This window comes from Streptomyces sp. NPDC003327, assembly GCF_053589515.1.
In genome coordinates, this window is sequence record NZ_JBSFSA010000028.1 from 72,757 (window position 1) to 88,177 (window position 15,421).

Annotated in this window: 13 protein-coding genes, 1 tRNA gene and 1 pseudogene; 4 read left to right on the forward strand and 11 right to left on the reverse strand. The window is 71.2% G+C overall.

The window, feature by feature from the left end:
- Positions 1-139 precede the first annotated feature (139 nt).
- On the reverse strand, positions 140-826 hold the full coding sequence (locus ACWDVG_RS21135; protein WP_451700862.1) for a TetR/AcrR family transcriptional regulator: 687 nt from the start codon (positions 824-826) through the stop codon (positions 140-142).
- Positions 826-1,818, reverse strand: a complete 993-nt coding sequence (locus ACWDVG_RS21140) for an acyl-CoA desaturase (protein WP_451700844.1) — start codon at positions 1,816-1,818, stop codon at positions 826-828. Before ACWDVG_RS21140 ends, ACWDVG_RS21135 begins: the two co-directional genes overlap by 1 nt.
- A gap of 230 nt (positions 1,819-2,048) precedes the next feature.
- Here ACWDVG_RS21140 and ppc point away from each other — a divergent pair, with 230 nt between their 5' ends.
- A complete protein-coding gene (gene ppc / locus ACWDVG_RS21145; RefSeq protein ID WP_451700845.1) occupies positions 2,049-4,778 on the forward strand; it encodes a phosphoenolpyruvate carboxylase in 2,730 nt (909 codons plus the stop codon).
- 69 nt (positions 4,779-4,847) lie between these two features.
- On the opposite strand, the gene ACWDVG_RS21150 is transcribed toward ppc, so the two are convergent.
- The 7 genes from ACWDVG_RS21150 to ACWDVG_RS21180 form a co-directional block, all read right to left on the reverse strand.
- Positions 4,848-5,633, reverse strand: coding sequence for an LPXTG cell wall anchor domain-containing protein (locus tag ACWDVG_RS21150; protein ID WP_451700846.1), 786 nt, complete (start codon positions 5,631-5,633; stop codon positions 4,848-4,850).
- A gap of 131 nt (positions 5,634-5,764) precedes the next feature.
- Complete coding sequence (locus ACWDVG_RS21155) at positions 5,765-6,199, reverse strand: hypothetical protein (RefSeq protein ID WP_451700847.1); 435 nt, start codon at positions 6,197-6,199, stop codon at positions 5,765-5,767.
- Between the two features lie 66 nt (positions 6,200-6,265).
- Positions 6,266-6,862 carry an aminoacyl-tRNA hydrolase gene (gene pth / locus ACWDVG_RS21160; protein ID WP_451700848.1) on the reverse strand — a complete coding sequence of 199 codons (597 nt, stop codon included), beginning with the start codon at positions 6,860-6,862 and terminating at the stop codon, positions 6,266-6,268.
- Positions 6,863-6,995: 133 nt separating this feature from the next.
- Complete coding sequence (locus ACWDVG_RS21165) at positions 6,996-7,592, reverse strand: 50S ribosomal protein L25/general stress protein Ctc (RefSeq protein WP_451700849.1); 597 nt, start codon at positions 7,590-7,592, stop codon at positions 6,996-6,998.
- A gap of 295 nt (positions 7,593-7,887) precedes the next feature.
- Positions 7,888-8,862 carry a ribose-phosphate diphosphokinase gene (locus ACWDVG_RS21170; protein WP_451700850.1) on the reverse strand — a complete coding sequence of 325 codons (975 nt, stop codon included), beginning with the start codon at positions 8,860-8,862 and terminating at the stop codon, positions 7,888-7,890.
- A 121-nt stretch (positions 8,863-8,983) separates the two neighbouring features.
- A complete protein-coding gene (glmU, locus tag ACWDVG_RS21175) occupies positions 8,984-10,429 on the reverse strand; it encodes a bifunctional UDP-N-acetylglucosamine diphosphorylase/glucosamine-1-phosphate N-acetyltransferase GlmU (protein WP_451700851.1) in 1,446 nt (481 codons plus the stop codon).
- A gap of 109 nt (positions 10,430-10,538) precedes the next feature.
- Positions 10,539-10,609, reverse strand: a tRNA-Gln gene (locus ACWDVG_RS21180).
- 254 nt (positions 10,610-10,863) lie between these two features.
- Between ACWDVG_RS21180 and ACWDVG_RS21185 the strand changes: the two genes are divergently transcribed.
- A complete protein-coding gene (locus ACWDVG_RS21185) occupies positions 10,864-12,237 on the forward strand; it encodes a sensor histidine kinase (RefSeq protein WP_451700852.1) in 1,374 nt (457 codons plus the stop codon).
- Here the strand turns inward: ACWDVG_RS21185 and ACWDVG_RS21190 are convergent.
- Positions 12,221-12,724 (reverse strand): SUKH-3 domain-containing protein, encoded by a 504-nt coding sequence (locus ACWDVG_RS21190; RefSeq protein ID WP_451700853.1) that lies wholly within the window; start codon positions 12,722-12,724, stop codon positions 12,221-12,223. The genes ACWDVG_RS21185 and ACWDVG_RS21190 overlap by 17 nt on opposite strands.
- A gap of 10 nt (positions 12,725-12,734) precedes the next feature.
- Entirely contained in the window at positions 12,735-13,247 is a 513-nt protein-coding gene (locus tag ACWDVG_RS21195; protein ID WP_451700854.1) for a YwqJ-related putative deaminase, read from the reverse strand.
- 263 nt (positions 13,248-13,510) lie between these two features.
- Here ACWDVG_RS21195 and ACWDVG_RS21200 point away from each other — a divergent pair, with 263 nt between their 5' ends.
- Both ACWDVG_RS21200 and ACWDVG_RS21205 read left to right on the forward strand, forming a co-directional pair.
- Positions 13,511-14,497, forward strand: coding sequence for an SMI1/KNR4 family protein (locus ACWDVG_RS21200; RefSeq protein ID WP_451700855.1), 987 nt, complete (start codon positions 13,511-13,513; stop codon positions 14,495-14,497).
- Positions 14,498-14,507: 10 nt separating this feature from the next.
- Positions 14,508-15,421: pseudogene (locus tag ACWDVG_RS21205) on the forward strand (SUKH-4 family immunity protein); the annotation flags it as partial.

Sequence of the window (15,421 nt, forward strand, 5' to 3'; positions counted from 1 at the left end):
CGTGCGGACACGCGGAGACGACCTCGACCGACGACCGGAACACCCCCCCGGATGTTGAACACGAGTCTACTCACGCCCGCCCCGCACGCCAGGGCTTTACCCTGCGAAATCAGACCGTCCGGTTCGCTCGGACGGGCCGTCAGCTCTTCCGGTGCCCTATCAACCGCGGCTTCTGCTCCAGACCGTCCAGCCCGTGCCACGCCAGGTTCACCAGGTGCGCCGCCACCTCCGCCTTCTTCGGCTTGCGCACGTCCAGCCACCACTGGCCCGTCAGCGCCACGCTCCCCACCAGCGCCTGCGCGTACAGCGGAGCCAGCTTCGGATCGAAACCGCGGGCCTTGAACTCCAGGCCGAGGATGTCCTCCACCTGCGTGGCGATGTCACTGATCAGCGACGCGAACGTGCCCGTCGACTGCGCCACCGGCGAATCCCGTACGAGGATCCGGAAACCGTCCGTGTAGTTCTCGATGTAGTCCAGCAGCGCGAACGCCGCCTGCTCCAGCAGCTCCCGCGGATGCCCCGCCGTCAGCGCCCCCGTCACCCCGTCGAGCAGCTGCCGCATCTCCCGGTCGACCACGACCGCGTACAGCCCCTCCTTGCCGCCGAAGTGCTCGTACACCACCGGCTTCGACACCCCGGCCTTCGCCGCGATCTCCTCCACCGACGTGCCCTCGAAGCCCTTCTCCGCGAAGAGCGCGCGGCCGATGTCGAGGAGCTGCTCCCGGCGCTCCGCGCCCGTCATCCGCACCCGGCGGCCACGCCGGGCCTTCTGCTCGCCCGCACCGCCGGTACCGCTGTTCCTGCCCTCGATCGCCACGTCCTCCATCATGCCGCGTTCGCGGCGTCGTCCCGGCGTCGGGCGTCGATACGGTCCGCGGCCGGCCAGCGCACGTCCGTCGCCCAGCCCAGCTGCTCGAACCAGCGGATCAACCGGGCACTGGAGTCGACCTGCCCCCGCAGCACACCGTGCCGCGCCGACGTCGGGTCCGCGTGGTGCAGGTTGTGCCACGACTCGCCGCACGACAGCACCGCCAGCCACCACACGTTCCCCGACCGGTCCCGCGACTTGAACGGCCGCTTGCCCACCGCGTGACAGATCGAGTTGATCGACCACGTCACGTGGTGCAGCAGCGCCACCCGCACCAGCGAGCCCCAGAAGAACGCCGTGAACGCGCCCCACCACGACCAGGTCACCAGACCGCCCACCACCGGCGGGATCGCCAGCGACACGACCGTCCACAGCACGAACTGCCGCGAGATCCGCCGGATCGCCGGATCCTTGATCAGATCCGGGGCGTACTTGTGCTGAGGCGTCTGCTCCTCGTCGAACAGCCAGCCGATGTGCGCCCACCACAGGCCCCTCATCAGCGCCGGAACCGTCTCCCCGAACCGCCACGGCGAGTGCGGGTCACCCTCCGCGTCCGAGAACTTGTGGTGCTTGCGGTGATCCGCCACCCACCGCACCAGCGGGCCCTCCACCGCCAGCGACCCCATGATCGCCAGAGCGATCCGCAGCGGCCGCTTCGCCTTGAACGAACCGTGCGTGAAGTACCGGTGGAAACCGATCGTGATCCCGTGGCAGCCGATGTAGTACATCGCCGTCATCAGCCCCAGGTCCAGCCAGCTCACCCCCCAGCCCCACGCCAGCGGCACCGCCGCCAGCAGCGCCAGGAACGGCACCGTGATGAACAGCAGCAGGGTGACCTGCTCGACGGAACGCTTGCTGTCGCCGCCCAGCGTCGCGGACGGCAGGGCCTCGGCGCCCTCCGCGGCCGCGGAGGCCTCGGACGCCGAGGTCACCTCGGAAGAAACGGTCATGGGGGTCCCCTGAAGGGTGAGGGTGGGGGTGGGAGAGGAGCTGTGGCTACGCCTCCGTAACCTACGGCGTCGTAAGTATGGCAGTGCCTCGGCACGCGGCAAGAGGGCACAAGCGGGGGGCTGCCCGCTGTCCAGGGATTGGACACCTATCCTGTGAGCGTCGGACAGCGCGGTCCGCAAGCCTCCAGTACCCCTCCAGACGTGCTCAAACACTGCAAGGAGCCGCACCTGTGAGCAGTGCCGACCAGACCCCCACCGCCAGCACCGAGCTGCGCGCCGACATCCGCCGACTGGGCGACCTCCTCGGCGAGACCCTCGTCCGACAGGAGGGCCACGAGCTCCTCGACCTCGTCGAGCAGGTCCGCCGCCTCACCCGTGAGGACGGCGAGGCCGCGGCCGAGCTCCTCCGCGGCGTCGAGCTGGAGACCGCCGCCAAGCTCGTCCGCGCCTTCTCCACCTACTTCCACCTCGCCAACGTCACCGAGCAGGTCCACCGCGGCCGCGAACTGCGCGAGAAGCGCGCCGCCGAGGGCGGCCTCCTCGCCCGCACCGCCGACATGCTCAAGGACGGCGACCCCGCGCACGTACGCGAGACGGTCAAGAACCTCAACGTGCGCCCCGTCTTCACCGCGCACCCCACCGAGGCCGCCCGCCGCTCCGTCCTCAACAAGCTGCGCCGCATCGGCACGCTCCTGGAGACCCCGGTCAGCCAGTCCGAGCGCCGCCGCACCGACCTGCGGCTCGCCGAGAACATCGACCTCATCTGGCAGACCGACGAGCTCCGGGTGGTCCGCCCCGAGCCCGCCGACGAGGCCCGCAACGCCATCTACTACCTCGACGAACTCCACGCGGGCGCCGTCGGCGACGTCCTGGAGGACCTCGCCGCCGAACTGGAGCGCGTCGGCGTCGAACTGCCCGCCGGCACCCGCCCCCTCACCTTCGGCACCTGGATCGGCGGCGACCGCGACGGCAACCCCAACGTCACCCCCCAGGTGACCTGGGACATCCTCATCCTCCAGCACGAGCACGGCATCACCGACGCCCTCGAACTCGTCGACTTCCTGCGCGGACTGCTCTCCAACTCCATCCGCTACACCGGAGCCACCCAGGAACTCCTGGACTCCCTCCACCGCGACCTGGAGCTCCTCCCGGAGATCAGCCCCCGCTACAAGCGCCTCAACGCCGAGGAGCCCTACCGGCTCAAGGCCACCTGCATCCGGCAGAAGCTCGTCAACACCCGCGAGCGCCTCGCCCACGGCACCCCCCACCAGGACGGCCGCGACTACCTCGGCACCGCCGAACTCCTCCGCGACCTCACCCTCATCCAGACCTCCCTGCGCGAGCACCGCGGCGCCCTCTTCGCCGACGGCCGCATGGACCGGGTCATCCGCACCCTCTCCGCCTTCGGCCTCCAGCTCGCCACCATGGACGTCCGCGAGCACGCCGAGGCCCACCACCACGCCCTCGGCCAGCTCTTCGACCGGCTCGGCGAGGAGTCCTGGCGCTACGCCGACATGCCCCGCGACTACCGGCAGCGGCTCCTCGCCAAGGAACTCCGCTCCCGCCGCCCCCTCGCGCCCACCCCGGCCCCCCTCGACGCCGCCGGCGAGAAGACCCTCGGCGTCTTCCACACCATCAAGGAAGCCTTCGAGCGCTTCGGCCCCGAAGTCATCGAGTCCTACATCATCTCGATGTGCCAGGGCGCCGACGACGTCTTCGCCGCCACCGTCCTCGCCCGCGAGGCCGGCCTCATCGACCTCCACGCCGGCTGGGCCAAGATCGGCATCGTGCCGCTCCTGGAGACCACCGACGAGCTCAAGGCCGCCGACGTCATCCTCAACGACATGCTCGCCGACCCCTCCTACCGGCGCCTGGTCTCCCTCCGCGGCGACGTCCAGGAAGTCATGCTCGGCTACTCCGACTCCTCCAAGTTCGGCGGCATCACCACCTCCCAGTGGGAGATCCACCGCGCCCAGCGCAGGCTCCGCGACGTCGCCCACCGCTACGGCGTACGGCTCCGCCTCTTCCACGGCCGCGGCGGCACCGTCGGCCGCGGCGGCGGCCCCTCCCACGACGCCATCCTCGCCCAGCCCTGGGGCACCCTGGAGGGCGAGATCAAGGTCACCGAGCAGGGCGAGGTCATCTCCGACAAGTACCTCATCCCGTCCCTCGCCCGCGAGAACCTCGAACTGACCGTCGCCGCCACCCTGCAGGCCTCCGCCCTGCACACCGCGCCGCGCCAGTCCGACGAGGCCCTCGCCCGCTGGGACGCCGCCATGGACACCGTGTCGGAGGCCGCCCACACCGCGTACCGCAAGCTCGTCGAGGACCCCGACCTGCCGACGTACTTCCTCGCCTCGACCCCGGTCGACCAGCTCGCCGACCTGCACCTGGGCTCGCGGCCCTCCCGCCGCCCCGGCTCCGGCGTCTCCCTCGACGGACTGCGCGCCATCCCGTGGGTGTTCGGCTGGACCCAGTCCCGCCAGATCGTCCCCGGCTGGTTCGGCGTCGGCTCCGGCCTCAAGGCCCTGCGCGAAGCCGGACTCGACGCCGTCCTCGGCGAGATGTACGAGAACTGGCACTTCTTCCGCAACTTCCTCTCCAACGTCGAGATGACGCTGGCCAAGACCGACCTGCGGATCGCCCGCCACTACGTCGACACCCTCGTCCCCGACGAGCTCAAGCACGTCTTCGAGACCATCGAGGCCGAACACGCCCTCACCGTCGCCGAAGTCCTCAAGGTCACCGGCGGCGAGCGGCTCCTCGACTCCAACCCGGTCCTCCAGCAGACCTTCGCCATCCGCGACGCCTACCTGGACCCGATCTCCTACCTCCAGGTCGCCCTCCTCGCCCGCCAGCGCGCGGCCGTCGAAGCCGGCACGGAACCCGACCCCCTCCTCGCCCGCGCCCTCCTCCTCACCGTCAACGGCGTCGCCGCGGGCCTCCGCAACACCGGCTGACAGCCGCCTCGCACACAGGACAGTGCCCCCACGGGATCACCCGTGGGGGCACTGTCATGACGGCATCCGTCAGTGCTGCTGCGCCTTGCGACGACGCGTCACCAGGAACGCACCGGCACCCGCGAGGGCCAGGGCCACGGCGGCCAGCACACCCACCGGCGCGCTCGAACCGGTCTCGGCCAGGTCACCACCGGTCGAAGCGGAACCCGAGGCGCTCGGCACCGGCTGGCCCGCGCTGTCCGTGGCGGACGGCGTGGCACCGGTCGACGGCGAACCCGTCGGGGAGACCGACTCCGACGGCGTACCGGACGGCGTACCGGAGGTGCTCTCCGACGGCGTCACCGACGGCGTACCGGTCGTCGGCGTGCCCGTGGTCGGCGTGTCCGTCGGCGTCGGCGCGGACGTCGACGGCGTGCCGGTGGGCGTGGGCGTGGTGGTCGCCAGGCAGGTGTGCGACAGGTTGAACCAGCCCTGCTCGACCTCGCCGGTCACCTCGGCGACGGCCGAGGTCAGCTTCGCGCCCGGCTCCGACGCCACGTACGCGTGGTCGTCCTTCGGCGGACCGAAGTCCGTGATGACGATCGGGGCACCGTTGTCGAAGGTCACCGTCAGCTTGAGGAACTCCACACCCTTACCGGGGATGATGAAGTGCCAGCCGTCCTTGTCCGACGGAATGCCGGGGCACTCCTCGCCCTCCTTGTCGAAGTCGGAGGCGCTGATCGGCGGGTTCGTCGGCTGGTGCAGCGGAAGCTCGACCGGCTTCGGGCTCTCCGACGCCGAGGCGACCGGAGCCAGAGCCAGGGAGCCCGCCATGGCGGCGACCAGGGCGCCGGCGGAAATCAGGGATCGTCGCATGTGCAGTCGTCCATCTGGGATGAGGGATGCCGTGGGAGGTGGCGGGGGCAGCCTATCCGTCGCTTTAAGTCAGCCTTAACCCAGTGGTTCATAACAATCGCGCTGGACCCGCCGGTATCACCGGAAACGTCTCAGAGTGCGAGGAACGCCGCCACCACCAACGCCCCGCCCACCCCCGCCACCGACCACGCCGTCCGCGTCATCCGCAACGCACCCCCGACCAGCGGCGCCGCCAGCAACAACGCGCCGCCCAGCGGCAACCAGGCGTGCAACCCGCCGCCCCAGCCCGCCCGTACGCCCTCGTCCGTCCCCGGCTTCACCACCACCGGGATCGTCACGCCCCGCTCCGCCGCCACCGACCGCTCGATCCGCAACGTCCGCGCGGGGCCCTCACCCGTGTAACTCCCGCTGCACGTCTCCTCCGAGCACGATGTCACCGTCAACGTGCCGTGCTCCCGCCCCTTCGACAGCAACACGTGCTGCGCCGCGTCCCAGGACGCCCACACCCCCGCGACGACGAGGAGCAGGGCGACCAGGACCATCACGGTGTTCAGGACGTGCTTCATGACCGGCGATCGTACAGTCGTACCGATCCACGTCCAGGCGTCTCAGGAGGCGTACGAGGCGTTGTCCTAGGAGTTGTACGCCGACTGCGCCCGCTCCAGGCCCTCCGCGACCAGACACTCCACCGCGTCCGCCGCCCGGTCCACGAACCAGTCCAGCTCCTTGCGCTCCGTCGACGAGAAGTCCTTCAGAACGAAGTCCGCCACCTGCATCCGGCCCGGCGGACGCCCGATCCCGCACCGCACCCGGTGGTACTCCGCACCCATCGCCTTCGTCATCGACTTCAGCCCGTTGTGCCCGTTGTCCCCGCCGCCCAGCTTCAGCCGCAGCGTCGCGTAGTCGATGTCCAGCTCGTCATGGACCGCCACCACACGGTCCGTCGGCACCTTGTAGAAGTCCCGCAGCGCCGTCACCGGACCACCCGACAGGTTCATGTACGACATCGGCTTCACCAGCACCACCCGCCGGTTCGCCGGACCCGGAGGACCCATCCGGCCCTCCACCACCTGCGCCTGCGCCTTCTGCGCCCGCTTGAACTTCCCGCCGATCCGCCCGGCCAGCAGATCCACCACCATGAACCCGATGTTGTGCCGGTTCCCCGCGTACTCGGGCCCCGGATTGCCGAGGCCGACGATCAGCCAGGGCGCGTTCGCGTCGTCGGTCATCCGCTCCACATCTCCTCGTCCGGACGTCCACACGTCCACGTCCACACGTCCACGTCCACACGTCCACAGGGACGCGAACGGGGTGACGGGCCGCACGGCCCGTCACCCCGTCACGTCAGACAGAGCCTACGGCTCAGGCCTCGGCGCCCTCGGCGTCCTCGGCGGCCTCGCCCTCGGCGGCCGGCTCCTCGGCCTGCGCGGCCAGAACCTGCAGGACCACGGCGTCGGCCTCGGTCACCAGGGTGACGCCCTTCGGCAGAACCAGGTCGGCGGCGGTGACGGAGGCACCGGCCTCCAGGCCCTCCACGGAGACCGTGACGGCCTCGGGAAGGTGGGTGGCCTCGGCCTCGACGGAGACGGTGTTCAGGACGTGCTCCAGCAGGTTGCCGCCGGCCGCGAGCTCACCCTCGGCCTGGACCGGAACCTCGACGGTGACCTTCTCGCCGCGCTTCACCAGGAGCAGGTCGACGTGCTCCAGGAAGCCCTTCAGCGGGTCGCGCTGCGCGGCCTTCGGGATCGCCAGCTCGTTCTTGCCCTCGATGTCCAGCGCGAGCAGCACGTTCGGCGTACGCAGCGCCAGAGCCAGCTCGTGGCCCGGGAGGGTCAGGTGGACCGGCTCGGAGCCGTGACCGTAGAGAACGCCCGGAACCTGGCCGGCGCGACGGATCTTGCGGGCGGCACCCTTGCCGAACTCCGAACGGTGGGAAGCGGCGAGCTTGACCTCGGACATGTGGCACTCCTCGTAGATGGTGACGAAACACGGTGGTCACCCGGCCACGACTGGCGATGGCCTGCTACGAAGAGCGCGTCGATAACGGACCGCCGTGACCCCGAAACGGGTACGGCCTCCCTCGCCGAGCAACCCCGGCAGTCTACCCGCCCCCCACCCACCACCCAAATGGATCACCCGCCGCCCCCCCCACGCGGAAGGGCCGCTCCCCCGAACGGGGAAGCGGCCCTCCGACACGTCTCGCGAGCTGCGTGAGCTACGGGAACTACAGGAGCTACGGGAGCGGAGCTACGGCTCAGTGCTCCTCGAACAGGCTCGTCACCGAACCGTCCTCGAACACCTCGCGCACCGCACGCGCGATCGTCGGCGCGATCGACAGCACCGTGATCTTGTCCAGCTCCAGCGCACCCGGCACCGGCAGCGTGTCCGTGAACACGAACTCGCTCACCTTCGAGTTCTTCAGCCGGTCCGCCGCCGGACCCGACAGGATGCCGTGCGTCGCCGTCACGATCACGTCCTCCGCGCCGTGCGCGAACAGCGCGTCCGCCGCGGCGCAGATCGTGCCACCGGTGTCGACCATGTCGTCCACCAGGACACAGACGCGGCCCTTCACGTCACCCACGACCTCGTGCACCGTGACCTGGTTGGCGACGTCCTTGTCACGACGCTTGTGCACGATCGCCAGCGGCGCGTCCAGACGGTCGCACCAGCGGTCGGCGACCCGCACCCGACCCGCGTCCGGGGACACGACCGTCAGCTTCGAACGGTCGACCTTCGCACCCACGTAGTCCGCGAGCACCGGCAGCGCCGACAGGTGGTCCACCGGCCCGTCGAAGAAGCCCTGGATCTGGTCCGTGTGCAGATCCACCGTGAGGATCCGGTCCGCACCCGACGTCTTCAGCAGGTCGGCCACCAGACGCGCCGAGATCGGCTCACGGCCACGGTGCTTCTTGTCCTGACGGGCGTAGCCGTACGACGGGATGATCACGGTGATGCTCCGGGCCGAAGCCCGCTTCAGAGCATCGATCATGATCAGCTGCTCCATGATCCACTTGTTGATCGGAGCCGTGTGGCTCTGGATCAGGAAGCAGTCCGCGCCGCGCGCCGACTCCTGGAAGCGGACGTAGATCTCACCGTTGGCGAAGTCGAACGCCTTGGTCGGAACGAGACCGACACCCAGCTGGTGCGCGACCTCCTCGGCCAGCTCGGGGTGGGCGCGGCCGGAGAAGAGCATCAGCTTCTTCTCGCCGGTCGTCTTGATCCCGGTCACAGCACTGTCTCCTCAGACGTGTTCTCTGGCAGCGGTCCCCGCGCTCCCGTGCGCGTGTACGAGCCAGCCGAATTTGTGTGCACGTATCACGGTACGCCGAGTTCGACGCACCCGTTTCCGGTCAGCTTTCGCCGGCGGACTCCTCCGAGGCGGCCTGAGCGGCCTGCGCGGCAGCACTGCCGGGACGCTTCCTGGCCACCCAACCCTCGATATTCCGCTGCTGGCCCCGGGCCACGGCGAGCGAACCGGCCGGCACGTCCTTCGTGATCACCGACCCCGCGGCGGTGTAGGCCCCGTCCCCGATGGTGATGGGAGCCACAAACATGTTGTCCGAACCGGTACGGCAGTGGGAGCCGATCGTGGTGTGGTGCTTCGCCTCGCCGTCGTAGTTCACGAACACGCTCGCCGCACCGATGTTGGTGTACTCACCGATCGTCGCGTCACCCACGTACGACAGGTGCGGGACCTTCGTCCCCTCGCCGATCGTCGCGTTCTTCGTCTCCACGTACGTACCGATCTTGCCCTTCGCACCCAGCCGGGTCCCCGGACGCAGATACGCGAACGGGCCCACCGTCGCGCCCTCCCCGACCACCGCCGAGTCGGCCACCGTGTTGTCCACCCGCGCCCCACGACCCACCGTCGTGTCCTTCAGGCGCGTGTTCGGGCCGACCACCGCGTCCTCGCCCACGTGCGTCGCACCCAGGAGCTGCGTACCCGGCAGCACCACCGCGTCCGCGTCGAACGTCACCGTCACGTCCACGAACACCGACGCCGGATCCACCACCGTCACGCCGGCCAGCATCGCCCGCTCCAGCAGGCGCCGGTTCAGCAGACCACGCGCCTCCGCGAGCTGCACCCGGTTGTTGATCCCCAGGATCTCCCGGTGGTCACCCGCCACCGACGCACCCACCCGGTGACCCGCCTCGCGCAGGATCGACAGCACGTCGGTGAGGTACTCCTCGCCCTGGCTGTTGTCCGTCCGCAGCTGCTTGATCGCCTCCGCGAGCAGCTTCCCGTCGAACGCGAACACACCGGAGTTGATCTCCCGGATCGCGAGCTGCGCCGCGGACGCGTCCTTGTGCTCCACGATCGCCGTCACCGCGCCGTCGCCGTCCCGCACGATCCGCCCGTACCCCGTCGAGTCCGGGACCTCGGCCGTCAGCACCGTCACCGCGTTGCCGTCGGCGGCGTGCGTGCCCGCCAGCGCCCGCAGCGTCTCGCCGGACAGCAGCGGCGTGTCACCGCAGACGACCACGACGGTCCCCTCCGGCGCCTCGCCCAGCTCCTCCAGGGCCATCCGCACGGCGTGCCCGGTCCCGTTCTGCTCCTCCTGCACGGCGGTCCTGGTCCCGGCGTAGTGCTCGTCCAGGTGGCCCCGCACCTGCTCCCGGGCGTGCCCGACGACCACGACGAGGTGCTCGGGCTCCAGCTCACGGGCGGCGGACACGACGTGCCCGACGAGCGACCGCCCGGCGATCTCGTGCAGGACCTTGGGGGTCTTGGACTTCATGCGGGTGCCCTCACCCGCTGCGAGGACGACGACGGCTGCCGGGCGGTTGGCGCTCACGGGAATGCCCTTCGGCTTTGGGTGGTGGACCCCCGCAGGATACCGGGGGGCCGGGGGCCGGACATGAGCGCGGGTCCTGACCGGAATGGTCAGGACCCGCGCACGTGGGCTCCCGGGGGAGGACTCGAACCCCCATATGGAGAACCAAAATCTCCCGTCTTGCCCTTAGACGACCCGGGATTACCGCTATGTCCGATTTCGGTGATCGGCCGCGGTAGCCGCCCCTACTATGCCGCACCAGGCCCCCTCGATGCGACGGTACAGATCCGCGCCTTGCAGGACGCGCACGGACAGGCAGCCGTGATGGCCGTCTCCTACGTTCTTCCTGCGGGTCATCCGACAAGGTGCCGACCTGCGCGGCGGCTGCATCGAGGGGGTGTGCGTGGCGTTGACGGTGCCCGCGGGGCGCGGGGTGGCGCCCGTAGGGTGGGGGCATGACCGTTGCGGGGGCTGAGCAGGGCGCGCCGGGGGGCGGGGCGCGGAGTCGGTGGTGGTGGGGGAGACGGCGCAGTGCCGTGTTCGACGTGGGGCTGGCGTCGGTGTCGGCGGTGGAGTGCGCGGTCGAGGGGGTCGTCTTCGCGGGCAGGGCCGGGGTGCCGGAGGCGCTGGGGGCGTTGTTCGGGCTCGTCGTGGGCTCGGTGCTCGTGGTGCGGCGGCGGTGGCCGATCGTGGTCGTCCTGGTGTCGATCGCGGTGGCGCCGGCCGAGATGGGTTTCCTGATGGGGATCGTCGGTCTGTATTCGCTGGCGGCTTCCGAGGTGCCGCGGCGGATCACCGCGGTGCTGGCGGGGATGTCGACGGTCGCGGTGTTCGTCGTGACGGTGGTGCGGTTGCGCCAGGACGTGGCGGAGGCGGATCCGGGGGCGCAGGAGTTCGACCCGAGTGGCTGGTACGTGCCGGTGGTGTCGGCGTTCATGACGCTGGGGCTGAACGCGCCGCCCGTTCTCCTGGGTCTGTACACAGGGGCGCGGCGGCGGCTCATGGAGAGTCTGCGTGAGCGCGCGGACAGTCTGGAGCAGGAGTTGTCGCTGCTCGCGGACCGGGCGGAGCAGCGGGCGCAGTGGGCGCGGCAGGAGGAGCGGCGGCGGATCGCGCGGGAGATGCACGACGTGGTGGCGCACCGGGTGTCGTTGATGGTGGTGCACGCGGCGGCGTTGCAGGCGGTGGCGTTGAAGGATCCGCAGAAGGCGGTGCGGAACGCGGCGCTGGTGGGGGACATGGGGCGGCAGGCGCTGACGGAGTTGCGCGAGATGTTGGGTGTGCTGCGTGAGGAGGCGCCGGTGGCTGCTGCCGCGTCGGGGGCTTCGTCTCCCTCGGTGGCGGCTCCCGAGGCGGTGCCGCTGGCCGCTGTGGGCCGGGCCGCCGCGGCGGCCGCGGAGGCCGCGGCGGAGGGTGAGGGGCCGTGTCTGGACGCGGTGGAGGCGTTGTGCGAGCAGTCGCGGCTGGCGGGGACGGCGGTGGAGCTGCTGGTGGTGGGGGAGGCTCGGGCGTACGCGCCGGAGGTGGAGCGGACGGCGTACCGGGTGGTGCAGGAGGCGTTGACGAACGTCCACAAGCACGCGGCGGGTGCGGCCGTGGTCGTACGGCTGGCGCACCGGGGGTCCGAGGTGGCGATGCAGGTGGAGAACGGTCCGTCGGACGCGGGGGCGGCGGACGCGCATCTGCCGAGCGGGGGGAACGGCCTGCTGGGGATGCGGGAGCGGGTCGTGCGGCTGGGGGGTGTGTTCGTGTCGGGTCCGACGGACGCGGGCGGCTTCCGGGTGTCGGCGGTGCTGCCGGCCGCGCCCGGGATTACGGCGTCGCGGTGAGGCGGGTGGGGCGGGCGCCGGTGACGAGGGTGGAGAGGGCGGCGTCGATGTCCTTGCCGAGGTACCAGTCGCCGGCGTGGTCGAGGCTGTAGACGCGGCCCTCGGCGTCCATGGCGAGGACGGCCTGCTGGTCGCCTTCCTCGCCGAGGGGTGCGAGTTCCGTTTCGAGGGCGCGGCCGAGGTCTCCGAGGGTGCGGGCGAGGTGGAGTCCGGCGAGGGGGTCGAAGCGGACGGTGGCGGGCGCTATCTGCCGTCCGTGGCCGGGGGCGGTGACGCGCAGGCCGCCGAACTCGGCCCAGGCCTCGACGGCGGCGGGGAAGACGCTGTGGCGGTGTCCGGCGGGGGAGACGTGGGCGCGCAGGGCGTCGGCCCATTCCTCGGCGCGTTTGATGTCCCAGCGGCCGGGCTGCCAGCCGGCCTCGCGGAGGGCGGCGTCGACGTTGACCGGGAACCGGGTGGTGCTGTGCTGGTGCGGGTGGTCGGGCATGGCGGTGTGGTCAGCCGTTCTGGGGTTCCGTGGCGGGGTCGACGGGGCGGACTCCGAAGTGGGCGAGCATCTCCGTACAGGAGCGGCAGGGGGCGGCGTAGCTGCCGTGCAGCGGGTCGCCGTCCTCGCGGATGCGGCGGGCGGTGAGTTTGGCGTGCTTGAGGGAGCGGCGTGCCTCGCTGTGGGTGAGTGGTTTGCGCTGGGCGCGTTTGGAGCGTGCGCTCTCGGTGGCGGTGAGGTGCCGGGAGAGCAGGATGGCTTCGGGGCAGCGTCCGGTGAAGCGTTCCCGCTGGCTGCTGGTGAGGGTGTCCAGGAAGTCCTGGACGAGGGGGTGCAGGACGGGCGGGACGTCGCCGCGGCCTGCGGTGCAGGTGAGGGTTTCGCCGCGGACGGAGAGGGCGGCGCCGACGGTGGGCAGGATTCCGTCGCGGCGGTGTCGCAGTAAGGGGGCGCGCGAGTCGTCGGCGCTGCTGCTCCAGTTGAGGCGTGGGTCACCCTGCGTGGGTGTCGTTGCTGCGTACATGGTGCTGGTCTTCCCCTCCTTGCAATCCCCCGAGTTGCGTGGACAGCCTGCCAAATAGGGAGCCATATGGGGAAGCTGGGGCGCCGAAACGACGCTTCGGTGTGTCGGAACGGGGGCGGCTCTGTCATGGGGTCGTGACACGGGGTGACGGTGGGGCCATGGCCGGACGGGGCCCGTCCGGGGTCTTGTGGCAGCGCATAGGCTGTGCGGGTTCAGTCGGTAGGACGTAGTGGGCAGCGACGCCAGTGCAGGGGGCAACCGCCATGACGACAGGTCGGCTCGGGCAGGACACCGCGCCACCGAACGCGGCCTATGCCGGGCAGGTCGTGCACTTCCCGGACCCGGTCCGCGCCACCCGTCATCCCCGGGGGGTACGGGTGGACGAGCACGGCTATCCGGACTTCTCGCCGTATGCGCGGGCGGCGGCGGAGATCGCCGAGCCGCCGGAGGGTTTCGGCGTCGACGAGCTGCGGCTGACGGACTACGTGTCGGCCAACGCGGCGATGGCGGCGACCGGTCATGAGCTGTGGGACACGATTCCGGCGGTGGCGACGCCGCACGGCTGGACGTGGCACCACGTGGCGCGGAGCCGTCGCATGGAGCTGGTCCCGGTGGAGGTGAAGGCGCTGCTGCGTCATCACGGCGGGGTGGCGACGGCGGCGGTGGACCAGGCGAAGCGGGGGACGCGTCCGCTGCAGGAGACCCGGCCGGCGCACTTCGGGCTGCCGAAGGCGCGGGTGGCGGTGTCGGAGCTGCAGCTCCAGGGTGTCGAGGAGGACCTCGGGTACCGGCTGCCGGGTGCGTACCGGTCGTTCCTGAAGGCGGCGGGCGGGTGTGCGCCGGTGGGTGCGGCGCTCGACGCGGAGCTGGGGCTGCTGGTGGACCAGCCGTTCTTCACGGTGCGGGACGAGGCGGGGGTCAATGACCTCGTGTACGTCAACAAGTGTCTGCGGGACCATCTGACGAAGGACTTTCTGGGTGTGGCGTTCGTCCAGGGGGGTCTCGTCGCGGTGAAGGTGAAGGGCGAGGCGGTCGGTTCGGTGTGGTTCTGCGTGTACGACGACGCGCGGGACCGTGACGGGTGGAGCGTGCACGAGCGGGTGGAGCGGCTGCTGCTGCCCTGTGGCGCGGATTTCGACGACTTCCTCGGGCGGCTGGCGGGCAATCCGCCGGAGCTGGAGACGGTGGCGAACCTGATGGTGGACGGTGGCTTCGCGCGTGCCGTGCCCGTGGTCCCGGTGGGGGAGTGAGCTGGCTGTGGTGACGTTCGCGCAGGCGCAGGAGCGCGCCGAGGAGTGGATCAACGGCGATCTGCCGACGTATCAGCACCGCGAGGTGCGGGTGCGGGAGTTCGAGCTGGGTTTCGTGGTGTGGGCGGAGGACCGCGAGGGCGGTCCGACGTCGGACGGCGGGCGTCAGCGGCTGGTGATCGCGCGGGACAGCGGCGAGGCGACGTTGTGGCCGGGGCTGCCGGTGGGTGAGGTCATCCGCCGGTACGAGGAGGAGTACGCCGTGGTGGCCGACGCGGCCGGTGCCGCGGTTCCGGCGCCGCCGCCGGCCCGGGTGGATCTGAACCAGACGTCGTTCCTGCTGACGCCGCCGGAGTGGTTGCAGGACGCGGCGGACCGCATCGGTCTGCCGGCGGAGCCGCACGTGTCGCAGGAGAGCGGGAGTGCGGTGTCGTCGCCGGACGCGTCGCCTTCGGCGGTGGCGGAGCCGGCGTCTCCGTCGGTGTCGGTGGCGTCCTCGGCGGAGGACGTGCCGGACGCGGCGCGGGACGCGGGTGTGTCGTCGGATCCGGCGTACGAGCCGACGGCGATGGACGGGGTTCCGTCGCAGCGCCCGTCGGTGTCGGTGGCGGACCCGTCGGGGGCGGCGTCGGTTGCCGAGTCGGACGCCCCGTCGGTTTCGGACGCGCGGTCGGTTTCGGACGCGCCGGGTGCGGATGCGGGGGCTTCGGCCGCGGAGCCGGGTCCTGTGCCGTTCGCGCCGCCCGCCGGGGCTGCGGCGTCCGGGGCCGCGCCCGCGGCGAGTCCGTGGGTGGACGCCAACGCCAGTGCCGGGGGTGTGGAAGGGGTGCCGCTGCCGGCGACCGTGTTCGCGCCGCCGTTGTCGGGCGCCGACGACGAGGACACGCCGCCGCCGTCCGTGGGGGCCGACGCGCCGACCGCGCT